The sequence below is a fragment of the Comamonas flocculans genome (assembly GCF_007954405.1).
GTDB classification, from domain to species: domain Bacteria; phylum Pseudomonadota; class Gammaproteobacteria; order Burkholderiales; family Burkholderiaceae_C; genus Comamonas_C; species Comamonas_C flocculans.
This window is the reverse complement of the sequence record NZ_CP042344.1, coordinates 353861-371666: the sequence shown is the minus strand read 5'-3', so window position 1 is coordinate 371666 and position 17806 is coordinate 353861. Positions and strand designations below refer to the sequence as shown.

Annotated in this window: 24 protein-coding genes; 1 reads left to right on the top strand and 23 read right to left on the bottom strand. The window is 63.9% G+C overall.

The window, feature by feature from the left end; translation table 11 throughout:
* Nucleotides 1–44 precede the first annotated feature (44 nt).
* The 15 genes from FOZ74_RS01930 to FOZ74_RS01860 all read right to left on the bottom strand — a co-directional run bounded on the left by FOZ74_RS01930 (nt 45) and on the right by FOZ74_RS01860 (nt 9298).
* Nucleotides 45–707, bottom strand: a complete 663-nt coding sequence (locus FOZ74_RS01930) for a hypothetical protein (RefSeq protein ID WP_146911486.1) — start codon at nt 705–707, stop codon at nt 45–47.
* Nucleotides 708–745: 38 nt separating this feature from the next.
* The gene (locus FOZ74_RS01925; protein WP_146911485.1) at nt 746–2692 is read right to left on the bottom strand and encodes a lamin tail domain-containing protein; all 1947 of its coding nucleotides are present in this window, start codon (nt 2690–2692) and stop codon (nt 746–748) included.
* 292 nt (nt 2693–2984) lie between these two features.
* Nucleotides 2985–3359, bottom strand: coding sequence for a hypothetical protein (locus FOZ74_RS01920; RefSeq protein ID WP_146911484.1), 375 nt, complete (start codon nt 3357–3359; stop codon nt 2985–2987).
* Between the two features lie 81 nt (nt 3360–3440).
* Nucleotides 3441–3794, bottom strand: coding sequence for a hypothetical protein (locus FOZ74_RS01915; protein WP_146911482.1), 354 nt, complete (start codon nt 3792–3794; stop codon nt 3441–3443).
* Nucleotides 3795–3874: 80 nt separating this feature from the next.
* Nucleotides 3875–4117 carry a hypothetical protein gene (locus FOZ74_RS01910; RefSeq protein WP_146911480.1) on the bottom strand — a complete coding sequence of 81 codons (243 nt, stop codon included), beginning with the start codon at nt 4115–4117 and terminating at the stop codon, nt 3875–3877.
* A gap of 55 nt (nt 4118–4172) precedes the next feature.
* Nucleotides 4173–4808 carry a hypothetical protein gene (locus tag FOZ74_RS01905; RefSeq protein WP_186764634.1) on the bottom strand — a complete coding sequence of 212 codons (636 nt, stop codon included), beginning with the start codon at nt 4806–4808 and terminating at the stop codon, nt 4173–4175.
* Between the two features lie 86 nt (nt 4809–4894).
* Nucleotides 4895–5254 carry an HNH endonuclease gene (locus FOZ74_RS16525; RefSeq protein WP_432417477.1) on the bottom strand — a complete coding sequence of 120 codons (360 nt, stop codon included), beginning with the start codon at nt 5252–5254 and terminating at the stop codon, nt 4895–4897.
* Nucleotides 5255–5507: 253 nt separating this feature from the next.
* Nucleotides 5508–5900 carry a DUF4124 domain-containing protein gene (locus tag FOZ74_RS01895; RefSeq protein WP_146911474.1) on the bottom strand — a complete coding sequence of 131 codons (393 nt, stop codon included), beginning with the start codon at nt 5898–5900 and terminating at the stop codon, nt 5508–5510.
* Between the two features lie 13 nt (nt 5901–5913).
* Entirely contained in the window at nt 5914–5982 is a 69-nt protein-coding gene (locus tag FOZ74_RS16520; protein WP_432417476.1) for a DUF1010 domain-containing protein, read from the bottom strand.
* Entirely contained in the window at nt 5983–6252 is a 270-nt protein-coding gene (locus FOZ74_RS01890; protein ID WP_146911473.1) for a hypothetical protein, read from the bottom strand.
* Between the two features lie 72 nt (nt 6253–6324).
* Nucleotides 6325–6678 (bottom strand): hypothetical protein, encoded by a 354-nt coding sequence (locus tag FOZ74_RS16020; RefSeq protein ID WP_186764706.1) that lies wholly within the window; start codon nt 6676–6678, stop codon nt 6325–6327.
* A 194-nt stretch (nt 6679–6872) separates the two neighbouring features.
* Nucleotides 6873–7712, bottom strand: coding sequence for a sulfonamide-resistant dihydropteroate synthase Sul1 (gene sul1, locus FOZ74_RS01875; protein ID WP_000259031.1), 840 nt, complete (start codon nt 7710–7712; stop codon nt 6873–6875).
* On the bottom strand, nt 7706–8053 hold the full coding sequence (locus FOZ74_RS01870) for a quaternary ammonium compound efflux SMR transporter QacE delta 1 (protein ID WP_000679427.1): 348 nt from the start codon (nt 8051–8053) through the stop codon (nt 7706–7708). Before FOZ74_RS01870 ends, sul1 begins: the two co-directional genes overlap by 7 nt.
* 205 nt (nt 8054–8258) lie before the next feature.
* Nucleotides 8259–9047 (bottom strand): ANT(3'')-Ia family aminoglycoside nucleotidyltransferase AadA5, encoded by a 789-nt coding sequence (locus FOZ74_RS01865; protein ID WP_000503573.1) that lies wholly within the window; start codon nt 9045–9047, stop codon nt 8259–8261.
* Nucleotides 9048–9052: 5 nt separating this feature from the next.
* Nucleotides 9053–9298 (bottom strand): DUF1010 domain-containing protein, encoded by a 246-nt coding sequence (locus FOZ74_RS01860; protein ID WP_146914038.1) that lies wholly within the window; start codon nt 9296–9298, stop codon nt 9053–9055.
* A 137-nt stretch (nt 9299–9435) separates the two neighbouring features.
* Between FOZ74_RS01860 and FOZ74_RS01855 the strand changes: the two genes are divergently transcribed.
* Nucleotides 9436–10461: an integron integrase gene (locus FOZ74_RS01855; protein ID WP_146911469.1), complete on the top strand. Its 1026-nt coding sequence runs from the start codon at nt 9436–9438 to the stop codon at nt 10459–10461.
* Between the two features lie 21 nt (nt 10462–10482).
* Here FOZ74_RS01855 and soxB read toward each other — a convergent pair whose 3' ends face one another.
* The 8 genes from soxB to FOZ74_RS01815 all read right to left on the bottom strand — a co-directional run bounded on the left by soxB (nt 10483) and on the right by FOZ74_RS01815 (nt 17801).
* Nucleotides 10483–12219 (bottom strand): thiosulfohydrolase SoxB, encoded by a 1737-nt coding sequence (gene soxB, locus FOZ74_RS01850; RefSeq protein WP_146911467.1) that lies wholly within the window; start codon nt 12217–12219, stop codon nt 10483–10485.
* Between the two features lie 103 nt (nt 12220–12322).
* Nucleotides 12323–13003, bottom strand: coding sequence for a sulfur oxidation c-type cytochrome SoxX (gene soxX / locus FOZ74_RS01845; RefSeq protein ID WP_146911466.1), 681 nt, complete (start codon nt 13001–13003; stop codon nt 12323–12325).
* A gap of 16 nt (nt 13004–13019) precedes the next feature.
* Entirely contained in the window at nt 13020–13799 is a 780-nt protein-coding gene (gene soxA, locus FOZ74_RS01840) for a sulfur oxidation c-type cytochrome SoxA (RefSeq protein WP_255437828.1), read from the bottom strand.
* A 153-nt stretch (nt 13800–13952) separates the two neighbouring features.
* Complete coding sequence (gene soxZ / locus FOZ74_RS01835; protein WP_186764633.1) at nt 13953–14264, bottom strand: thiosulfate oxidation carrier complex protein SoxZ; 312 nt, start codon at nt 14262–14264, stop codon at nt 13953–13955.
* 49 nt (nt 14265–14313) lie between these two features.
* Nucleotides 14314–14775, bottom strand: coding sequence for a thiosulfate oxidation carrier protein SoxY (soxY, locus tag FOZ74_RS01830; protein WP_146911462.1), 462 nt, complete (start codon nt 14773–14775; stop codon nt 14314–14316).
* 90 nt (nt 14776–14865) lie between these two features.
* Nucleotides 14866–15939, bottom strand: coding sequence for a c-type cytochrome (locus FOZ74_RS01825; RefSeq protein ID WP_146911460.1), 1074 nt, complete (start codon nt 15937–15939; stop codon nt 14866–14868).
* Entirely contained in the window at nt 15923–17308 is a 1386-nt protein-coding gene (gene soxC, locus FOZ74_RS01820; protein WP_186764632.1) for a sulfite dehydrogenase, read from the bottom strand. Before soxC ends, FOZ74_RS01825 begins: the two co-directional genes overlap by 17 nt.
* A 109-nt stretch (nt 17309–17417) precedes the next feature.
* A complete protein-coding gene (locus FOZ74_RS01815; protein ID WP_146911458.1) occupies nt 17418–17801 on the bottom strand; it encodes a hypothetical protein in 384 nt (127 codons plus the stop codon).
* Nucleotides 17802–17806 lie beyond the last annotated feature (5 nt).

The following is a 17806-nucleotide window of genomic DNA, read 5'->3' as shown; positions in this document are numbered from 1 at the left end:
CAAGTAAAAACGGCTTTTAGCCCATGGTGGGCAAGCGCTTGCAGCTACGGTTGTCGTAGCATTTTGCCGTGGCGGTGCGGTGCGGCTTCGCAGGGCTGGCCGTCGCCGCGCAGGCGCTGCATGGCCCAGTCGGCCTGCGCTTCCTGCTCGTGCAGCGCGGCCCACTGCGCGGAAGGCGGAACGCGCGCGTCCAGCAGATACAGGCACCATGGCGCGCCCCGGGCCTGCAGCAGAACCGGTGCGTCGCTCGCAACGGGCAGGCGCTCAGACCCGTGCTGCGCCCACCAACGCCCCTGCGCCAGTTGCAGCCGCCAGCCGCCCGAAAGCGGCTGTCCTGAGCGGGTGCCGCTGCCCAGCACCAGCCAGGCGTGGTCCTCGCCCGCGCGGGTGAACTCCAGCCGCGCCACCGGCCCCGCTGGCAGCTGCCGCAGTTCGCCGCGCAGCTGCTGCGGCCCCAGCCGCTGCGCCAGCTCGGCCGGCCAGGGCTGGATGCGCAGCGCGCCGGCGCTGCCCAGCGGCAGCAGCATGCGCTGCCCGTCCAGCTGCGGCTGCACCGGCGCTGCCTGCAGCGGCTCGCCCGCGCGCAGGCCGCTGATGCGCAGCAGCGCGCCATGGGCGGGCCAGGCGCTGGCGCCGGCCGCCAGTGCCAGCGCAAGGGCGGCGGACAGGCGGGCGGGGCGGCCAGCGCCGGGTGTGGCCGCGCGCATGCGGGCCGGGGACTGGCTGCCCCGGGCGTTTGCCGCCCTCACTGGCGCCAGCCGGTCGGGGTGCTGGTTTCGACGATCCACTGCCGCGGGTGGCGCGGTGCGGGCGCCGGGGCGTGTGCGCTCTTGTTCAGGGTCTGCACCGGCGCGCCGTTGTTGCTGCCGCTGTAGTAGCGCGAGAAGGGCAGCACCAGGTTGTCCCAGTCGTTGAAGTCGGTCAGCACCTGGCCCGCGGGGCAGTCGTCGTAGCCACCGAAATTCTGCGGGTTCAGGCACAGCGCGTAGGGCGCGGCGTCCGGCACGCCGTTGTGGTTCCAGTCGGCGAACGCACCCGGGTCGCTGCCGCGCCCGAGGTTCAAGCCCTCCTGCAGCCGCGCGGTATCCAGCGGCTGGCCGCTGCCGTCGGAATAGTCCAGCCTGAAGTCGGCCGTGCAGGGCGAATTGCTGACCGTGACCACGCCCGGCGGGTTGCCGCCGGGGCGCTCGCACAGCACGTAGCGGCGGGCGCTGCCGTCGTTCTGCGTATCGAGCAGGTAGCGCTCGGCCGCCGCCCCGTCGGTGAAGGAGGCACTCAGGCCCGTCATCTGGTGCAGGTAGTTCATGATGCTCAGGTAATTGGGCTTGTAGTTGGTCATCAGGTCGTCCCCGCCGTGGCCCAGCCCCAGGTTGTGGCCGAACTCGTGCATCAGCGTGCCCGCCTGGGTGTTGATCAGGCGGTGTTCCTGTGCCGGGGTTTCGGGCACCCGGGGCGTTGCGGCGCCGTCCACGTCCAGCGAGCCCAGCGTCACGATGAAGTCGTTGCCGTAGAGCTCGGCGATGCCCGACGAGCCGCCGGAGCCGTCGGCATTCTGTGAATTGCCAAAGACCACGTAGTGAAACACCAGCCGTCGGCGCAGGTCGAAACCGTCGCTCTTGTAGGCGTGGATGCTGCGACAGCCCTCGGGAACCGTTCCTATCCAGCCATAGGGGTCGAGCTTCGAAGGCACCGCCAGGCAGGGGTGAAAGGCCACCTCCTTGCCGCCGCCCAGGTTGAAGTCCGCCGGGCTGAACTCGGGCGCGTACAGCGCGCCCACGTCGATGTGCAGCGCATACGGCTTGCCGCGCGTGGGGCTGCGGGCAAAGGCATCGACCACCTTCTGCAGCGCCTCCCTGCGCGGCCTGAGCATGGGGTCGTGGCGGCCGTCGTCCGGGTCGGCCATGTAGTCGATCTGCATGAAGATGTCGCGCTGGCCCGCGCGTGCGCCCATGGCGTACAGGTCCAGCCCGCCGTAGCTGCCGCCGGGCTGCTTGGCGCTGTCGGGGATGCCGTCGCCATCGGAATCGATCACGCCCGCGGCCACGTCGTTGGCACCGGCAGGCGTGGCGAAGTTCACCTGCGCCCAGTGGCTGGCGTCACGCCCGAGCGAAGGCGGCGCGCCCTGGGGCATGGGCCGCACGATGGACCTGCCGTAGGCCAGCTTGCCCGTGGGCAGCGCCGCCAGGTTGGTGCCGTGCCAGGCACCCTCGCTCAGCGGCGCGGCGCCGCTGTCGCCAAAGCGCACGAAGTCGGCGCTGGCGCCGCCCTCCACCAGTTCGACGAAGCCGCTGCTGCCCCACCAGGGGCTGAGCGCGCCGTCCTTGACGTAGACGATCTGCTCGGTGTCGTGTGACCAGCTGCTGACCTTGGTGGCGGCGGCCACCACCAGCAGGCCGTGGCCCGGCACGCTCACGTCGGGCAGCGCGAAGGTGTGCGGCTGCGCGGGGTCCAGCGCCGTCTCGCCGTTGCTGGCGCTGGTGCGCAACTGGTAGTCGGCCAGGCGCACCGCGTGGCGCGTCGGGTTGTAGACCTCGATCCAGGCGGCATCGTCGGGCGCGGCATTGGCCGACACCTCCGAGATCACCAGAAAGCCGCTGTCGTCGCCACAGGCGGTGAGCGTGCAGGCCAGAACAGCGGGCAGCAGCCAGGCACCAAGGCGCAAACGGCTGGCGCGGGCAGGGAAAGCGGGCATGCGGGAAGGCCTTTCAGGCAAGAGATGGTGGTGGTGCAATCAGGTCCGGGAACCGTCCGGCCCCGGGGCGATGGCGCAGTGTAAGCGGATGTTGACGGGCGGCAACCCAGGTCGTCCGGGGACAGCCATGCCGGCAACCGCCTCGTGCCCGCAGGCCGGCAGCGGTCTTGCCCAGCCCTTGAAAATCTGAATGAAAAGTGCCCCAAACGCTTTGCTGGCAAGCGCTGACAGCTCTATTTTTTGATGAAAGCCATGCGCAAGCACGGTCCCGCAGCGCCGCGGCCGCGCCCGGTCAGCGCCGCTGCGCGGAATGCCCGGCCGCGGTCGCCGCAATGCCCAGCAGCCCCGCCACCGCCAGCACGTACCACAGCGGCGCCGTGCTGGCCACGGGCGTGAACAGCGCCATGGCCGAGAGCACTATGCCCGCCACGGCCGCCAGTGCCAGCGCCAGCAGCACGCAGCCCGCGGCAAAGGTGAAGTTGCGCACCTGGCCCGAGCGCCCGGCCATCGCCAGCAGCACAAAGCCGGTGACGGACAGCAGCGGAAACAGTGCCCACAGCGCCATGTCCGCCGCTGCCGGGCCCAGGCCCAGCGGCGCCAGCGCCAGCACCGCGCCGCAGAACACCCCCAGCGCCATGATCAGCGCACCAAAGACCACCAGCACCATGAGATCTGCCCTCCGCCATGCCAGGTGCCCCGCAGGGCACGATGCTGTCGATTGTGCCCGCCGCCGCCCGCGCCGCCCAGCTCAGCGCGTGGCGGTCTGCGCCGCGCCCAGGGCCTGCGCCATCGTGTCGAGCGCACTGTCCAGAAACTGCGCCCACGCGGTGATGTCGGCCAGCGCGCCGTAGTGCATCCACACGTCCGCGCCCGCCGGGTGGGGCTGGTGCTGCACGGCCACGCCAAAGACCACGACGTCCTCGTCCGGCACCACGACCTGGGCATGGGCGGCGGTGCCGGGCAATTGCAGGGTGACCGCGTTGTTGCGCAGCCGCACCTGCTCGCGCTGCTCGGGTGGCCGCCGGTCATCACCCGCCAGTTGGACTTGCAGCTTGGGCGCGGAAAGACGCTGGAATGAGACCGCAGAAAGGGCTGCAGCCATTCACAGAGAGGCTGCGGCACGCGGGACACCAGGTACAGCCAGCGCACCTGGGTCAGCGTCGGCAGCAGTTGACACCGTTGCTACACCCGCGCCGCCTGCTTCTTGGCGGGCAAGTCGGTCTGCGTGCAGGGGATACCCAGGCGTTCTTGCCCCGCGTAGTCGGCCGGATCCCGGATGGCTTCGGGCTGCAGGCTGCGCTGCGGCTCTCTGGCCCAGATCTCGCGCACCTTGGTGTAGTCCCGGTCGTTGTCGCAGTCAACGACTTGGCGGGCTTGCGCCATGGTGGCCGCGAGCTCGAGGATGGATTGGGCGGGATGCGACATCTAACGTTTGACTTCAGCGGCGCCGAAGGCGTCCGCTGGAAGGAAGGGTTGGGCGTCAGGCGGGATCAGGAGCTTGGCCTTGAATGTAGTACTTGGTCCAGCGTTTGATCCCTCGACTCTCGATCTTTCCCGCGGCCGCAAGAGGAAGAACAACGGCTTGAGTGAGTTGCAGATTTAGTTGAAGAAATTTCGATATGTCAGCCATCGTGAGGCCAGGATTTCCCGCGAGCAGCTCAACCACGGTGGCCTGTAGAGATTCGATGTATTGGTCGAGAGACTGCCGTTCGACCTTTGAGTACCGTTGGCTCAATAACGCCGCCAAGCGATCCTCGAGATCTGAGAAGCTGGTGTACTGAATTCGGTCGATTCCCTTGATGTCGCTCGGTACTTCCTGATTCGGAGTCTTGTCCGGATTCACAAGGATGTACCAGTCCTTCTGACTCATCATCCCGATTCCGAGCTCCAGAGTGACATTCGGATTCCAGCCACTGATGTCGTAAATGGAGAAATCCGCTGCTTGGATGTACGAGATGATCTTCTGCATGATGTGCATGTTGGTGATCTTCTCGTCGGCGAAGATGAACTTGACACCAAACGCCTTTTCAAGAGATGTAAAGACTTTGCGGTAGTCGCGACGGTCATACAAGGTATAGGCATACGCCACGAAGATGGATCGCTGATCTGTTGCCATAAATCTCCCCCCAGAGCTGACTGTAAATGTGGCGCCCAACGCCCTGAGTTCAGCCGCCGCCGCAGGCGGTCGGCTGCGACGAAATGTTAGGCCACATTCGCGACCCAAAGTGTGAGCTGACTTGGCTTTGGATATGATAAGGGCACAGCAGTAAGCGAGAACGGCACCTCGAAGGTATTCTCCAATGGCGTATTCATTAACCCTCGCTCGCGGCACAACTCGATTGCAAGTTTCAGATATCGCCGGAGCAGTAGCAACGGTGGAAACTGCTTCCTTTGAGCCAACCATTCGAGTGCATCGGTAGCACCCTTTGAGCTATTACATTTTCTGCATGCCCAGACGAGATTGTCTCCAGTGTTAGCGCCGCCCTTCTTTGTAGGAATGAGGTGATCCGCGGAAAGATGCTCTCGACTGCCGCAATAGCAGCAGGCCTGTGGCAAGACCATCTTGAGACGTTCATCGTCAGCGAGTGGGCCGATACTCATAGTTCCGGCGTTAAGTCCTTTATACAGACGAGCCCTAACCATAAAGTGCGTGCGCCCGTAGCCTTCCGCCTGGGTAGTGACAGCTGAGTGCGCCATTGCGAGGTTTGCGTACGACCAGTGCAACAACTCGCCAACAGTGATGGGTTTCATATGGACTAACGCCTTGAGTTCATCCGCCGCCGTAGGCGGTCGGCTGGGACGAATAGTTGGAACATTAATCTTGAATGGTGACTAAAATACCATTATCAAAATACAAATACCAGAGAGGCATTCCGTTGTAATTAGTAAACACCCATTGCTCTCTTGTGCCTCTTGCGGTTTTGGTGGCATTGATTTTAAATGGGCCGCACCACTTATACGCCTTCGTGGAACGGCATTGATCGGACTTTATAACTTGGCTAACCTCACTAGCAGACATGCCAATCCGAGGCTCCCAATTTTTCATTTCGATTTGCTTGGAAAGCTTGTTGATTTCTTCTTGTTTTCGCTGCTCATAATCTGGACATGCTTGCTCTGTCCAGTTTCCGTTTTTGTCTTTACATTTGTACGTATGGGCTTGGGCGACAGAAAGGAACAGCGCAAACAACAGGAGAAAAAAGTAACGCATGATATCTTTCAATCTAACGAGCAAGATAAGCCGCCCGCCGTAGGCGGGTCGGCTTGAGCAATGGGTTAGAAACTAAGCTCATTTATTTTATGAATCCAATTTCTGTTTTCTCATTGCCGGAAATAAACATTTTTACGAAATGGTGATGAATAGCTAATTCAGCGGTAAATGAGCTTCCATCGGTATTTTTGCAGGTAGCTACCATAACAAAATATTGACCACCTGTTTTAACTTCTTCGCAGTAGATGTACCGACCCAACGAGCCTGTACTTGTGTATGGCTCCAATGCAGAACCCAGTTCATTCCAAGCCTGTTCTGTCAAAAGCACACCAAATACTTTTTTTGAGCTCATGAACAATTACCTTCTAACACCTGAGTTAAGCCGCGCCGCGAAGCGGCGTCGGCTTGGACGAATTGTTAGGGCTCATGCTACTTGCTCCACGAGCGCCCGATGCATGGTGCGCGCCTGCTCAAGGGGAACCAGTTGGTGGTGCTCCCGAATGTAAGCGCCAAGCTGCCTCAAGAACTCTCTGGCCAGCGGTAGAGGCAGGCCAGCAAGCTCGAAGGGCAACCAATCGTCGTTTAAGGCAACCTCGAAGGACTCAAGCAGATCTAGGATGAAGCTGCCGGCAGTCGTGGCGCGCAGTGCCACAAAGTCTTCCGGCGTAAGCTGTGAGGCCAGATCTGGCACGTGCGCCGATCCGGGCGCATCCGGGTACTCCCAGCGAGGCGCGACCACAATCCTCTGAACCTGGGCGAGCAGCGCATCTAGCAACATGAGCCCTAACCTCGTCGATATCACCCGAGCAGGCGACCCGAACGTTCGGAGGCTCCTCGCTGTCCATTCGCTCCCCTGGCGCGGTATGAACCGCCGCCTCATAGTGCAGTTTGATCCTGACGAGCCCAGCATGTCTGCGCCCACCTTCGCGGAACCTGACCAGGGTCCGCTAGCGGGCGGCCGGAAGGTGAATGCTAGGCATGATCTAACCCTCGGTCTCTGGCGTCGCGACTGCGAAATTTCGCGAGGGTTTCCGAGAAGGTGATTGCGCTTCGCAGATCTCCAGGCGCGTGGGTGCGGACGTAGTCAGCGCCATTGCCGATCGCGTGAAGTTCCGCCGCAAGGCTCGCTGGACCCAGATCCTTTACAGGAAGGCCAACGGTGGCGCCCAAGAAGGATTTCCGCGACACCGAGACCAATAGCGGAAGCCCCAACGCCGACTTCAGCTTTTGAAGGTTCGACAGCACGTGCAGCGATGTTTCCGGTGCGGGGCTCAAGAAAAATCCCATCCCCGGATCGAGGATGAGCCGGTCGGCAGCGACCCCGCTCCGTCGCAAGGCGGAAACCCGCGCCTCGAAGAACCGCACAATCTCGTCGAGCGCGTCTTCGGGTCGAAGGTGACCGGTGCGGGTGGCGATGCCATCCCGCTGCGCTGAGTGCATAACCACCAGCCTGCAGTCCGCCTCAGCAATATCGGGATAGAGCGCAGGGTCAGGAAATCCTTGGATATCGTTCAGGTAGCCCACGCCGCGCTTGAGCGCATAGCGCTGGGTTTCCGGTTGGAAGCTGTCGATTGAAACACGGTGCATCTGATCGGACAGGGCGTCTAAGAGCGGCGCAATACGTCTGATCTCATCGGCCGGCGATACAGGCCTCGCGTCCGGATGGCTGGCGGCCGGTCCGACATCCACGACGTCTGATCCGACTCGCAGCATTTCGATCGCCGCGGTGACAGCGCCGGCGGGGTCTAGCCGCCGGCTCTCATCGAAGAAGGAGTCCTCGGTGAGATTCAGAATGCCGAACACCGTCACCATGGCGTCGGCCTCCGCAGCGACTTCCACGATGGGGATCGGGCGAGCAAAAAGGCAGCAATTATGAGCCCCATACCTACAAAGCCCCACGCATCAAGCTTTTGCCCATGAAGCAACCAGGCAATGGCTGTAATTATGACGACGCCGAGTCCCGACCAGACTGCATAAGCAACACCGACAGGGATGGATTTCAGAACCAGAGAAAGAAAATAAAATGCGATGCCATAACCGATTATGACAACGGCGGAAGGGGCAAGCTTAGTAAAGCCCTCGCTAGATTTTAATGCGGATGTTGCGATTACTTCGCCAACTATTGCGATAACAAGAAAAAGCCAGCCTTTCATGATATATCTCCCAATTTGTGTAGGGCTTATTATGCACGCTTAAAAATAATAAAAGCAGACTTGACCTGATAGTTTGGCTGTGAGCAATTATGTGCTTAGTGCATCTAACGCATAGTTGAGCGGCGGGCGCAGCCCGTCCGCTTGAACGCCGAGTTAGGCATCAGATGCCCTCGGCGCGGGTCGATGCACTTTTCGCACATGCCGCTCAACGCAAGATTCTCTCAATCGTTGCTTTGGCATATCGAACGAACGCGGCCGTCTCTTCGACGCGCATTGCTAGGTCGTCGTCCTCGCTACCCAGGTACGCCGCGCGTGCCTTGCAGATGAGGGGCCGATGCTCGGCAGGCAAACGCTCCGATACCCATGCGGCAGCAACGTCCTTAGGAGCAATGAGACCAGTTGAAGCGCTGTACCAAATGCGAGCAAGAGCAAGAACGACGTTCCGCTCGTCACCCTTCCAATCCGACTCTGCATTCCACTGGGCAATAGTGTCGAAAAGCGCCTTGGAGAAATGCTCCTTCGGCACCGGCTCGAAAAACGTGGCTGCGGATGGGCCTAGAAGCGCAAGGCTGTGTTGCCTCGCCTTGGTCAGCAAAATCGCAAGATCGTGATCCAGAACGGCAGGCTCGAACGTTCCGGAAAGGATGTCGTGGCGGAGCCACTCACCGAACTGAAGCTCACGCCGCGCCGGATAGCGCCAAGGCACTACTTCGCTTCGAGCGACAACAGTTAGCTCCAGCGGTCGCCATGTTCCGCCATCGCCTGGCGGTGATGAGACTTTCAGCAAATCGAGCATTAGCGCCTGCCGGAGCGAATCGTTAGGTGCGGCGCTGACGGTCACGAGCAAGTCTATGTCGCTGTCCGGCTTCAGCCCTCCATCGATCGCAGATCCGAACAGGTGGATTGTGTCCAGTGTCGCAGCCAGATGGCGCTCGATCACCGCGCGAGCGTGGGACAGCTGCTTGAAAACTTGTGCAGGGAAAAATTCACCCATGATGCCTAACGCCCAAGGTAAGCCGCCCGCCGTAGGCGGGTCGGCTTGAACGCCGGGTTAGACCCGAAGGCCAAAAGGGAGCGACCGGACTTGAAGAAGGGCGCAGCCCACGAAAAAGCGCTGGGCCACGAAAGCGGCGCAGTGCTGCAAGAACGATAGCTGGTGGCGCTTGCTACACAAGCGCTGGATGCCAAAAAGGCTTGAAAACCTTTGGAACAGGGCAGAGCGCCGGAACAAGTGGCTGCGCGCATAAAACGGTTGATGGGACTAACTGGAATTAGACGGCACTCAACAAGTGCCCTCTTGAACAATAACATGTCGCAACACCCGCCCATCCCCTCGTAAACCCGGATTTCTCGATCATTTAGGCAAACCTAAAATTTTGCGGATGGATGCATCAAGCTTCCCTCCGCCCGACGGCTCTACGGCCGCCCCCAAGCCGCCCAAGCTGCTGGAGCGCATGCGCATTCACCTGCGCACTCGCCACTACAGCATCCGCACCGAGCAGGCCTATCTGGATTGGGTGCGCCGTTTCATTCTGTATCACAACAAGCGCCATCCGCAAGAGATGGGCGCACGGGAAGTGGAGGAATTCCTGAGCCATCTGGCGGTGGATAGGCAGGTGTCGGCCTCCACGCAGAACCAGGCGAAGGCGGCAATCCTCTACCTCTACCGACAGGTGCTGGCTGTCGAGTTGCCCTGGCTCGATGAGGTGGTGCAGGCGAAAAGACCGCGTCGGCTGCCGGTGGTGCTCACGCCCGCCGAGGTGCGGCTGCTGTTGATGCACATGGATGGCACGACGGGACTGATCGCACAGTTGCTCTACGGCACGGGCATGCGGCTGATGGAGGCGCTGCGCCTGCGCGTGAAGGACGTGGAATTCGCGCGGCGCGAGATCGTGATCCGCGAGGGCAAGGGTGACAAGGACAGGGTGACGGTGCTGCCCGAAAACCTGATTGAGCCGTTGCAGGCGCAGTTGTGCAAGGCGCGGGCGCTGCACGAGAAGGATTTGGAAACGGGGCTGGGGCGGGTGTATTTGCCGCATGCGCTGGCGGTGAAGTACCCGAATGTGGACAAGGTCTGGGCCTGGCAGTGGGTGTTTCCATCACCGGTGCGTTCGATCGATCCGCGCCCGGATGCGCGCACGGGAGAACCGCTGGAGCGGCGCCACCACGTCTACCCCGAATCGGTGCAGCGTGCGGTGCGCGAGGCGGCCAAGCGGGCGCAGATGGTCAAGCCGGTGTCACCGCACGTGCTGCGCCATTCATTCGCCACGCATTTGCTGCAATCGGGCTACGACATCCGCACGGTGCAAGAGCTGCTGGGCCACGCGGATGTGAGTACGACGATGATCTACACGCATGTGCTCAACAAGGGCGGGCGGGGCGTGTTGAGCCCTCTCGATGCCTTGTAATCGCAAGGCATCGACAGGTGTTCAGCCCTCCGCGTAACCCGGATTGGGCAGCCCCCCCGTCAGCCTGGGCGCATTGAGCTTGCGCGGCGCCACCTTGCCGCCGCGCGCCTTCAGCCATTGCTCGACCTGGTCCCAGACCATGGGGTTGCCGGCCTTGGCGGCTTCTTCGGCCACGGGGGCCCAGCCGGCCACCTTGTAGGTTTTGTTCGGGTCGATCAGCTCGCCCTTCAGGCGCATGTCGCTGATGCGCTGGCCCATGTCGGCCGTCGGGTCGCAGGCGTAGGCCAGGCCCCCCACGCGCACCATGTCGCCGCCCTGCTGGTAGTAGGGGTCGGGGTTGAACAGGTTGTCGGCCACGTCTTCCAGCACGGTCTTGATCATCTCGCCCTTCATTTCGGTCAGGGTGGCGTAGCTGTAGGTGGTGGCGGTCATGTCCATCAGCCATTCGCGCGTGATGGCCTGGCCGGGCAGCAGCGTGGTGCCCCAGCGGAAACCCGGCGAGAAGGCCAGGTCCGCGCCTTGCACCTCCATCAGCGCATCGACGATGAGCTGGTCGCCCGTGCCGTTGAAGTTGCCGCGGCGGTACAGCAGGCCTTCGGTGACGGCGAGTTGTTCGGCCAGCTTGGCTTCGTAGGGCGCGCGGATCTTGGTGATGAGCGCGTCCATTTCCTTGTCCGCCGGCAGCATGTTGGCAAAGATGGGCAGCAGCCGGTAGCGGAAGTCGGCCAGCTTGCCGTCCTTTACGTCAAAGTCGATCACGCCGAGGAACTTGCCGTTGCTGCCCGCGTTGGTGACGATGGTCTGGCCCGACGGGTTCTTGACGATGGTGGGCACGGGCATGCCGTCGTGGGTGTGGCCGCCCAGGATGGCGTCCACGCCGGTGACGCGGCTGGCCATCTTCAGGTCCACGTCCATGCCGTTGTGGCTCAGCACGACGACGAGCTTGGCGCCTTTGGCGCGCGCCTCATCGACCATTTCCTGCAGGTGCTCGTCCTGGATGCCGAATTCCCAGTCGGCCACCATGTAGCGCGGGTTGGCGATCGGCGTGTAGGGGAAGGCCTGGCCGATGATGGCCACGGGCACGCCGTTGATCTCGCGCATCGTCCAGGGCTTGAACACGGGGTCGCCGAAGTCGGTGGTCTTGACGTTCTGCGCGAGGAATTCGGTCTTGCCTGCGAGGTCCTTGTCGATGATCTCCTTGACGCGCTCCATGCCGTAGGTGAATTCCCAGTGGCCGGTCATGATGTCCACGCCCAGCAGCTTGCAGGCGTCCACCATGTCCTGGCCCTTGGTCCACAGCGCCGTGGCGCTGCCTTGCCAGGTGTCGCCGCCGTCGAGCAGCAGCGCGCCTGGGCGGCTGGCGCGCAGGCGCTTGACCAGGGTGGCCAGGTGGGCAAAGCCGCCCACCTTGCCGTAGCGTTCGGCCGCGTGGTCGAAGTCCAGGTAGGTCAGGGCGTGCGCGGTGGGCGTGCCGCTTTTCACGCCCACGGCCTTGAGCAGGTGCTCGCCCACCAGGTGGGGCAGGCGGCCCTTCATGTCGCCCAGGCCCAGGTTCACGCTGGGCTCGCGAAAATGGATGGGTTTGAGCTGCGCGTGGCAGTCGGTCATGTGCAAGAGCGAGACCTTGCCGAACTTCGGGATGTCGTACAGGCCCTCGGCGGCGCTGGCGGCGCTCGCATGGCTGTAGCTGCCCAGGCCCATGCCGGCGGCGCTGGCGGCACCCAGGACTTGCAGGAATTCGCGTTTGGTGAGGTTCATGGTGGGGTCCTTCAGGCAAAGAGAACGGCCCTGGCGGCGATGGCGGGGGTGGTGCTTCACCCCCATCCATCGCGGCCAGGGCCGCTTGCGGCGCAAGGCCTGCTTATCGGTTCACGGGAGACTTGGGGTCCAGCAGCAGCGCCACGATGTCGGCCACCTGCTTCTGGGTGAGGATGCCCTTGTGCCCGGCGCGCGGCATGTTGGAGCAGGCGTTGTAGGCCTTGCTGTTCCAGATCTTGCCCCAGGTGTACCTGACCATTTCCTGCGCCTGCGGGCTGCCGGGGTCGCTCACGCCCTTGGCCTGGGCGTAGTGGTAGAGGCTGGGGCCTATGGTGCCGTAGGAGATTTCTTCCTTGGTGATCTGGTGGCAGTTGTAGCAGTTGCCGCCGTTGGCGGCGTCGGCCTTGTCCGTCCAGGTGCGCCCGCGCCCGCTTTGGGCGATCTTCTCGCCGGACTTCCAGTCGCCCAGGTATTTGCCGTCGGCCGGCCACTGGATGGTCTTGAAGTTTTCCGCTTCGAGCGCGCGCATGGTGGCGGCGTCCAGCGGCGTGCCGCTGACGTCGGCCTGGTTGCAGGCCTTCAGCGTGGCGTCGGTCGCCAGCGCTTCGCTGACCTTGACGATGCCCTTGTCGTGAAAGCTCTGCTGCACCATTTGCTGGGCCATGGCGTCCAGTTCGGCGGCGCTGGGCGTGCTGTTTGCGGCGCCGTTGCTGCCGGCGCAGCCGGCGAGGGTAGCAAGCGCCAGGACGCTGGCCGCGGTGATGAGGGCTTGGCTTGGCTTCATGTGTGTGGTCTCCGGTTCAGCGCTTGATGGCGGGCACGGCCGAAGCGGCGCCCTTGGCGTTCACGCCCATGTACACGCCCAGCGCCACGGTGATGGGGCTGGCGTAGCCGGGTTCGGGAAAGCGCTGCTGGCGGTAGCAGTCGTTCAGGCGGTGCTGCATGGTCCACATCTGGCCGTTGGAGACGCGGTAGGCCGGCCAGGCGGCAAAGCCCACGCCGTCGCCCGGGTTGCCGGTCAGCTTGGGCAGGTCTTGCAGGCGGATGCGCTTGTCGTCTTCGCCATGGCAGGTGGCGCAGGCAAAGTCGTGCGAGCCGCCGCGCTGAAAGAAGGCGCGCTTGCCCAGCTCATAGGCCACGCGCTCTTGCGGGTGGGTCTGGGGCAGGTTGAACTTCATGCCCTTGGACTGCGCCGCCACCCAGGTGGCCAGCGCGGTGACGTTGGCGCGCTCGCCCTTGCCCCACTGGCCGTTGACCACTTCCTTGGGGTCTATGCCCTGCAGCGTGCTCATGCAGGTGACCAGGCGCGACTCCAGGTCCTGCACCTGGTTGGTGTCAGCAAAATAGCGCGGCAGCTGCACGAACACGCCCTTGGTGACGCCCGCGCCCAGGCCCAGGTCGCATTGCTGCAGCGAGGCGTTCTTCGGGCCGCGGACCTTCTTCCAGAGCTCTTCGCCCTTCATTTCATACAGTTCGGCGGGGTTGCCGTCCTGCAGCATTTCACGGTATTCGTCTATGGCCTGGGTGGTGGTCTTCTGGGCATGCGCCAGCGTGGCGGCGCAGGTCCAGCCCACCGCCATCGCAAGCAGGGTCAGTTTGGCGAGTTTCATGGCTTGTCTCTCATTGCTTTTCTTCGAAAGGTGAGGGGCCGCGGGCCCCTCCAAGGCGCCGACCCCGGCGGGCAGGGCGGCGAAGCTGCAGCGCGGCGGCGCCGGCAGGAGGGCGCGGGGCCTTCAGGAGACCGTGGCCTCGTCGGTGCGCGTGTCGCCCTTGCTGTCCTTCCAGGTGATGCTGATCTTGTCGCCGGCCTTGCCGCCCTTGACGGTGAACTGCAGGAAGGGGTTCTTGGAAATGGCCGGGCCCCATTCGCAGGAGAAGACCTGCTTGTCGTTGAGCTTGGCCGTCACCTCCTGGATCCACCAGGCGGGAATCTTGTTGCCGGAGGAGTCCTTGCGCTGGCCGGACTCCATCTCGTGGGCCATCAGTATGCGCACCAGGACGTTGCCGTCCTTGGCCTGCGCGCGAATCCGCATCGGGTCACCCATGTCTATGCTCCTTGATCGATAGCTTGATTACGTGGTCTGGCCTGCCCCATCAGCCGCCGCAGCCGCCGAGGGTGACCTTGACTTCCTTCTTCGCGAAGTAGGCCTTGTTGTCCTTGGTGATGGCCACCGCATAGACGTCGGAGGTCTCGCCCATCTTGCTGCGCGTGGCGAAGTTGGCTTCCACCTCGGGCGTGACGTCGAACACGGCGGCCAGCGCGAAGGGGTTCTTCTCGACCAGCAGCACCAGCTGCTTGACGTCAGGCAGCTTGGTGGACAGGGCGAAGGGCACGACGGCGCCGTTTTCCGCGATGTCCGGTGCGGTGAGGGTGACGTCGCCGCTGGCCACGGGGTCGCCGCTCACGCCCAGGGCCTTGAGCGCGCCGTTCACGCCATTGACTTCAAAGGCCGCCTTGTTGAAGGCCGCCAGCGCGCTTTGCGGCAGAAGGCCGGAGCCGGCAGCCAGCGCCGCGACGGCTGCGCTCTGCTTCAGGGTTTGCCTGCGGGTTTGCATCTTGTCTTCTCCTTCAAAGAATTGGATATTAGTGGGCCTGTTAAAAGATCTGGTTCTATATAAATAAACGCCGAGGGCCGCATTCTGCGCCTACTTGCCGCCCCCTGCAGCCAGCCATTCGGCGATCACCTTGATGTCCGCGGCCGGCGCGTCCTGCGGCGGCATGGGGGTGTCGCCCCAGACGCCCGAGCCGCCCGCACGGATCTTGCTTTGCAGGTAGTCGGTCTTGCCCGCGTACTTCTGCGCGATGTCGGCAAACGATGGCCCGACCAGCTTGCCCTGCATGTTGTGGCAGCCGGTGCAGCCCAGTTGCTGGGTGAGCGCGATGGCGCGGGCGTGCGGGCTGTCCTCGCCCGCCGGGCCGACCACCTTGACCGGGCCGGCCGCGTCGCCCAGCTTGCCTTCGGGCCGGGTGGTGTCGGCGCCGCGCTGCGGGCCGACGGTGCGGTTTTGTTCGCGCAGATTGCCCCAGACGTTGCGCGCATGCCCGGGCAGTTCGGAGCTGATGGTGGGCGCGGGGCCGCAGTCCTTCATGCAGGCGCTGGCCTGGGTGTCGGGCTTGAGCTTGCCGGCGCCGAACTCGTTGCCCGGCCACAGGGCGTGCTGCGTGGTCATGCCCTTGCGGTTGGGCAGCTTCTGCTGCACCTCGGCCATGTTCTTGTCCGAGAGCACGAAGTCGGCCGGCACGATGTCCGCCAGGTGCAGCAGGTAGGCGGTGGCCGCATAGACCTCGTTGGTCGAGAGCGACTTGGGGTTGTCCCAGGGCATGGCGCGGCGGATGTAGTCCCAGAGCGTGGACAGGGTAGGCACCTTCATGAAGGTGGTGCGCCCCGGGTAGTCCGGGCGCTGCAGGTTGGCCACGTGCCCGCTCTTGATGTCGTCCGCCGAAGTGCCGCCCACCAGCGGGTTGAACACCGCGTTGGATTCGCCAAAGATGCCGTGGCAGGTGGCGCAGCGCGCCTCCCACAGGTCTTGCCCGTCGTCCACTGAGCCGCTGCCCGCAGGCAGGCCCTGCAGGTCGGGGCGCACGTCGATGTCCCAGGCGGCCACTTCTGCCGGGGTGGCGTCGCGCCCGATGTTCGGGAACTTGCCCTGGGACCAGGCGGGCAGGGCGAGGGTGGCCGCCAGCAGGCCGGCGGCGAGGGCGTCACGCAAGCTGGACATTCTTCACCTCGCCGTTTTCCTGCACCAGCCAGGACTGGATGGCGTTGTTGTGGTAGATGGAGCGCGAACCGCGCACCGCGCGCAGTTGCTTGTAGGTGGGTTGCACGTAGCCGGTTTCATCCATCGAACGGCTTTGCACGATGGCGGGCTTGCCGTCCCAGACCCAGTCGATGTTGAAGCGCGTGAGGCACTTGTCGAGCACCGGCGTTTCCAGCCGCGCGCTGCGCCAGTTGCGCCCGCCGTCCACCGACACGTCCACGCGCTTGATCTTGCCGCGCCCCGACCAGGCCAGGCCCGTGATGTTGTAGAAGCCCGTGCCCAGCAGCACCTGGCCGCCCGAGGGCGTGCTGATCACGCTCTTGCACTCCTGGATGCTGGTGTACTGGCGGTGCTGGCCATCGGGCATGAGGTCGATGTAGTGCACCGCCTCGTCCTTGGTCGCCCAGGGCTGGTCGCCCAGTTCCACGCGGCGCAGGTATTTGACCCAGCTCACGCCCTGCACGCCGGGCACCACCAGGCGCAGCGGGTAGCCGTTCTCGGGGCGCAGCATCTCGCCGTTCTGGCCCCAGGCGACGAGCACCTCGCCGCTCTTGACGAGCTCGATCGGGATGGTGCGCGTCATGCTGGAGCCGTCCGCGCCCTCGGCCAGGATGAACCTGCCCTTCTTGAGGTCGGCGCCGGCCATCTCCAGCAGCGTGATGAGCGGCACGCCGGTGTATTCGCAGCACGAGAGCATGCCGTGCGTGTACTGCACCGTGGGCACGGCGACGTTGCCCCAGTTCATGCCGGTGTTGGCGCCGCATTCGATGAAGTGAAAGCGCGAGACCGCGGGCAGGCGCATCAGGTCGTCCATGGTGAAGACCTTGGGGGTCTTGACCAGGCCGTTGACCATGAAGCGGTGCTGCTGCGGGTCGATGTCCCACCAGCCCTGGTGGTGACGCTCGAAGTGCAGGCCGTTGGGCGTGACGATGCCCAGCAGCGACTGGATGGGCGCGAACGAGACCGAGGCCTGGTTGGTCTGCGTCAGGCCCGGGCTCTGGCGGCGCTGCACGTTGCCTTCATATCTGGACGGCTGGCCGTAGGGGTGGGCGGCGACGGGCTGGCCCAGACTCGTGCTGTGCCGGGGCAGCTTGAGGATGGCTGGATCGCCTTCGCCCGCGGCCGCGGCGGGCTGCGCCAGCGCCTGGGTGGCCGCGCCGCCCGCCAGAGCGGCGGCGAAGACGTCGCGCAGGAAGCCGCGCCGCCCGGCGCCCGCGCCGCCCACCTGGATGGCGCGGATGTCGGCGCTGGCGAGGAAGTTTTCCGGTGCCTTGCGCACGCTGCCCCGGGTCATGCTGGCGGGTGCCGGTTGAAGCTCGATATCTGTCATGGGGCTGCTTGCAAGATATTCGTACCGGCTTATTTAAACATGGTTCAACGCCGTCCTGCTTGGGGCTAACCCTTGGATCTGTCCCGCGCTTGATCGCGGCGCTTGCGTCCTACTTGAAGTGGTAGTAGGACTGGTTGAGCCAGGCGGCGATGTCGGTTTCTTCTTCGGGAAAGAGGTTCAGGTTCAGCCCGGTGTTGCACTGGCTCACCTGCTTGCGCAGCTGCGCCACGTCGCGGATGAGCTTGCCGGGGCGGTAGATGTCTCGGCCGTCGTTGCCCCATTTCTGGGCGTGGCAGCTGTCGCACTGGCGGTCTTTCACCAGGGCCTCGCCCTCGTGCGGGTTGGCGCCCTTGAAGGCTTCGGGCGTCTGCGCGAAGGCAGGGGCGGCCACCAGCAGCGCGGGCGCGAGCAGGGCGGCCAGCCGGAGCGCTGTGGCGGCTGCCTTGAATACTATTGAATTGCTAGCTGCTAGCGCTTGGTGCATATGCGTCATGGCCG

What these genes read in the sequence shown, in the direction of transcription:
- FOZ74_RS01915 (WP_146911482.1), bottom strand. Translation starts at nt 3,794, where the DNA reads ATGGCTGCAGCCCTTTCTGCGGTCTCATTCCAGCGTCTTTCCGCGCCC.
- soxZ (WP_186764633.1), bottom strand. Translation starts at nt 14,264, where the DNA reads ATGGGTGACCCGATGCGGATTCGCGCGCAGGCCAAGGACGGCAACGTC.
- FOZ74_RS16020 (WP_186764706.1), bottom strand. Translation starts at nt 6,678, where the DNA reads ATGTTGCTAGATGCGCTGCTCGCCCAGGTTCAGAGGATTGTGGTCGCG.
- FOZ74_RS01855 (WP_146911469.1), top strand. Translation starts at nt 9,436, where the DNA reads ATGGATGCATCAAGCTTCCCTCCGCCCGACGGCTCTACGGCCGCCCCC.
- soxB (WP_146911467.1), bottom strand. Translation starts at nt 12,219, where the DNA reads ATGAACCTCACCAAACGCGAATTCCTGCAAGTCCTGGGTGCCGCCAGC.
- FOZ74_RS01865 (WP_000503573.1), bottom strand. Translation starts at nt 9,047, where the DNA reads ATGGGTGAATTTTTCCCTGCACAAGTTTTCAAGCAGCTGTCCCACGCT.
- FOZ74_RS16525 (WP_432417477.1), bottom strand. Translation starts at nt 5,254, where the DNA reads ATGGTCTTGCCACAGGCCTGCTGCTATTGCGGCAGTCGAGAGCATCTT.
- soxX (WP_146911466.1), bottom strand. Translation starts at nt 13,003, where the DNA reads ATGAAGCCAAGCCAAGCCCTCATCACCGCGGCCAGCGTCCTGGCGCTT.
- FOZ74_RS01910 (WP_146911480.1), bottom strand. Translation starts at nt 4,117, where the DNA reads ATGTCGCATCCCGCCCAATCCATCCTCGAGCTCGCGGCCACCATGGCG.
- soxY (WP_146911462.1), bottom strand. Translation starts at nt 14,775, where the DNA reads ATGCAAACCCGCAGGCAAACCCTGAAGCAGAGCGCAGCCGTCGCGGCG.
- sul1 (WP_000259031.1), bottom strand. Translation starts at nt 7,712, where the DNA reads ATGGTGACGGTGTTCGGCATTCTGAATCTCACCGAGGACTCCTTCTTC.
- FOZ74_RS01860 (WP_146914038.1), bottom strand. Translation starts at nt 9,298, where the DNA reads ATGCGCGCAGCCACTTGTTCCGGCGCTCTGCCCTGTTCCAAAGGTTTT.
- soxA (WP_255437828.1), bottom strand. Translation starts at nt 13,799, where the DNA reads ATGGCGGTGGGCTGGACCTGCGCCGCCACGCTGGCGCATGCCCAGAAG.
- FOZ74_RS01890 (WP_146911473.1), bottom strand. Translation starts at nt 6,252, where the DNA reads ATGAGCTCAAAAAAAGTATTTGGTGTGCTTTTGACAGAACAGGCTTGG.
- FOZ74_RS01870 (WP_000679427.1), bottom strand. Translation starts at nt 8,053, where the DNA reads ATGAAAGGCTGGCTTTTTCTTGTTATCGCAATAGTTGGCGAAGTAATC.
- FOZ74_RS01825 (WP_146911460.1), bottom strand. Translation starts at nt 15,939, where the DNA reads ATGTCCAGCTTGCGTGACGCCCTCGCCGCCGGCCTGCTGGCGGCCACC.
- FOZ74_RS01920 (WP_146911484.1), bottom strand. Translation starts at nt 3,359, where the DNA reads ATGGTGCTGGTGGTCTTTGGTGCGCTGATCATGGCGCTGGGGGTGTTC.
- FOZ74_RS01905 (WP_186764634.1), bottom strand. Translation starts at nt 4,808, where the DNA reads ATGGCAACAGATCAGCGATCCATCTTCGTGGCGTATGCCTATACCTTG.
- FOZ74_RS01925 (WP_146911485.1), bottom strand. Translation starts at nt 2,692, where the DNA reads ATGCCCGCTTTCCCTGCCCGCGCCAGCCGTTTGCGCCTTGGTGCCTGG.
- FOZ74_RS01895 (WP_146911474.1), bottom strand. Translation starts at nt 5,900, where the DNA reads ATGCGTTACTTTTTTCTCCTGTTGTTTGCGCTGTTCCTTTCTGTCGCC.
- soxC (WP_186764632.1), bottom strand. Translation starts at nt 17,308, where the DNA reads ATGACAGATATCGAGCTTCAACCGGCACCCGCCAGCATGACCCGGGGC.
- FOZ74_RS01930 (WP_146911486.1), bottom strand. Translation starts at nt 707, where the DNA reads ATGCGCGCGGCCACACCCGGCGCTGGCCGCCCCGCCCGCCTGTCCGCC.
- FOZ74_RS01815 (WP_146911458.1), bottom strand. Translation starts at nt 17,801, where the DNA reads ATGACGCATATGCACCAAGCGCTAGCAGCTAGCAATTCAATAGTATTC.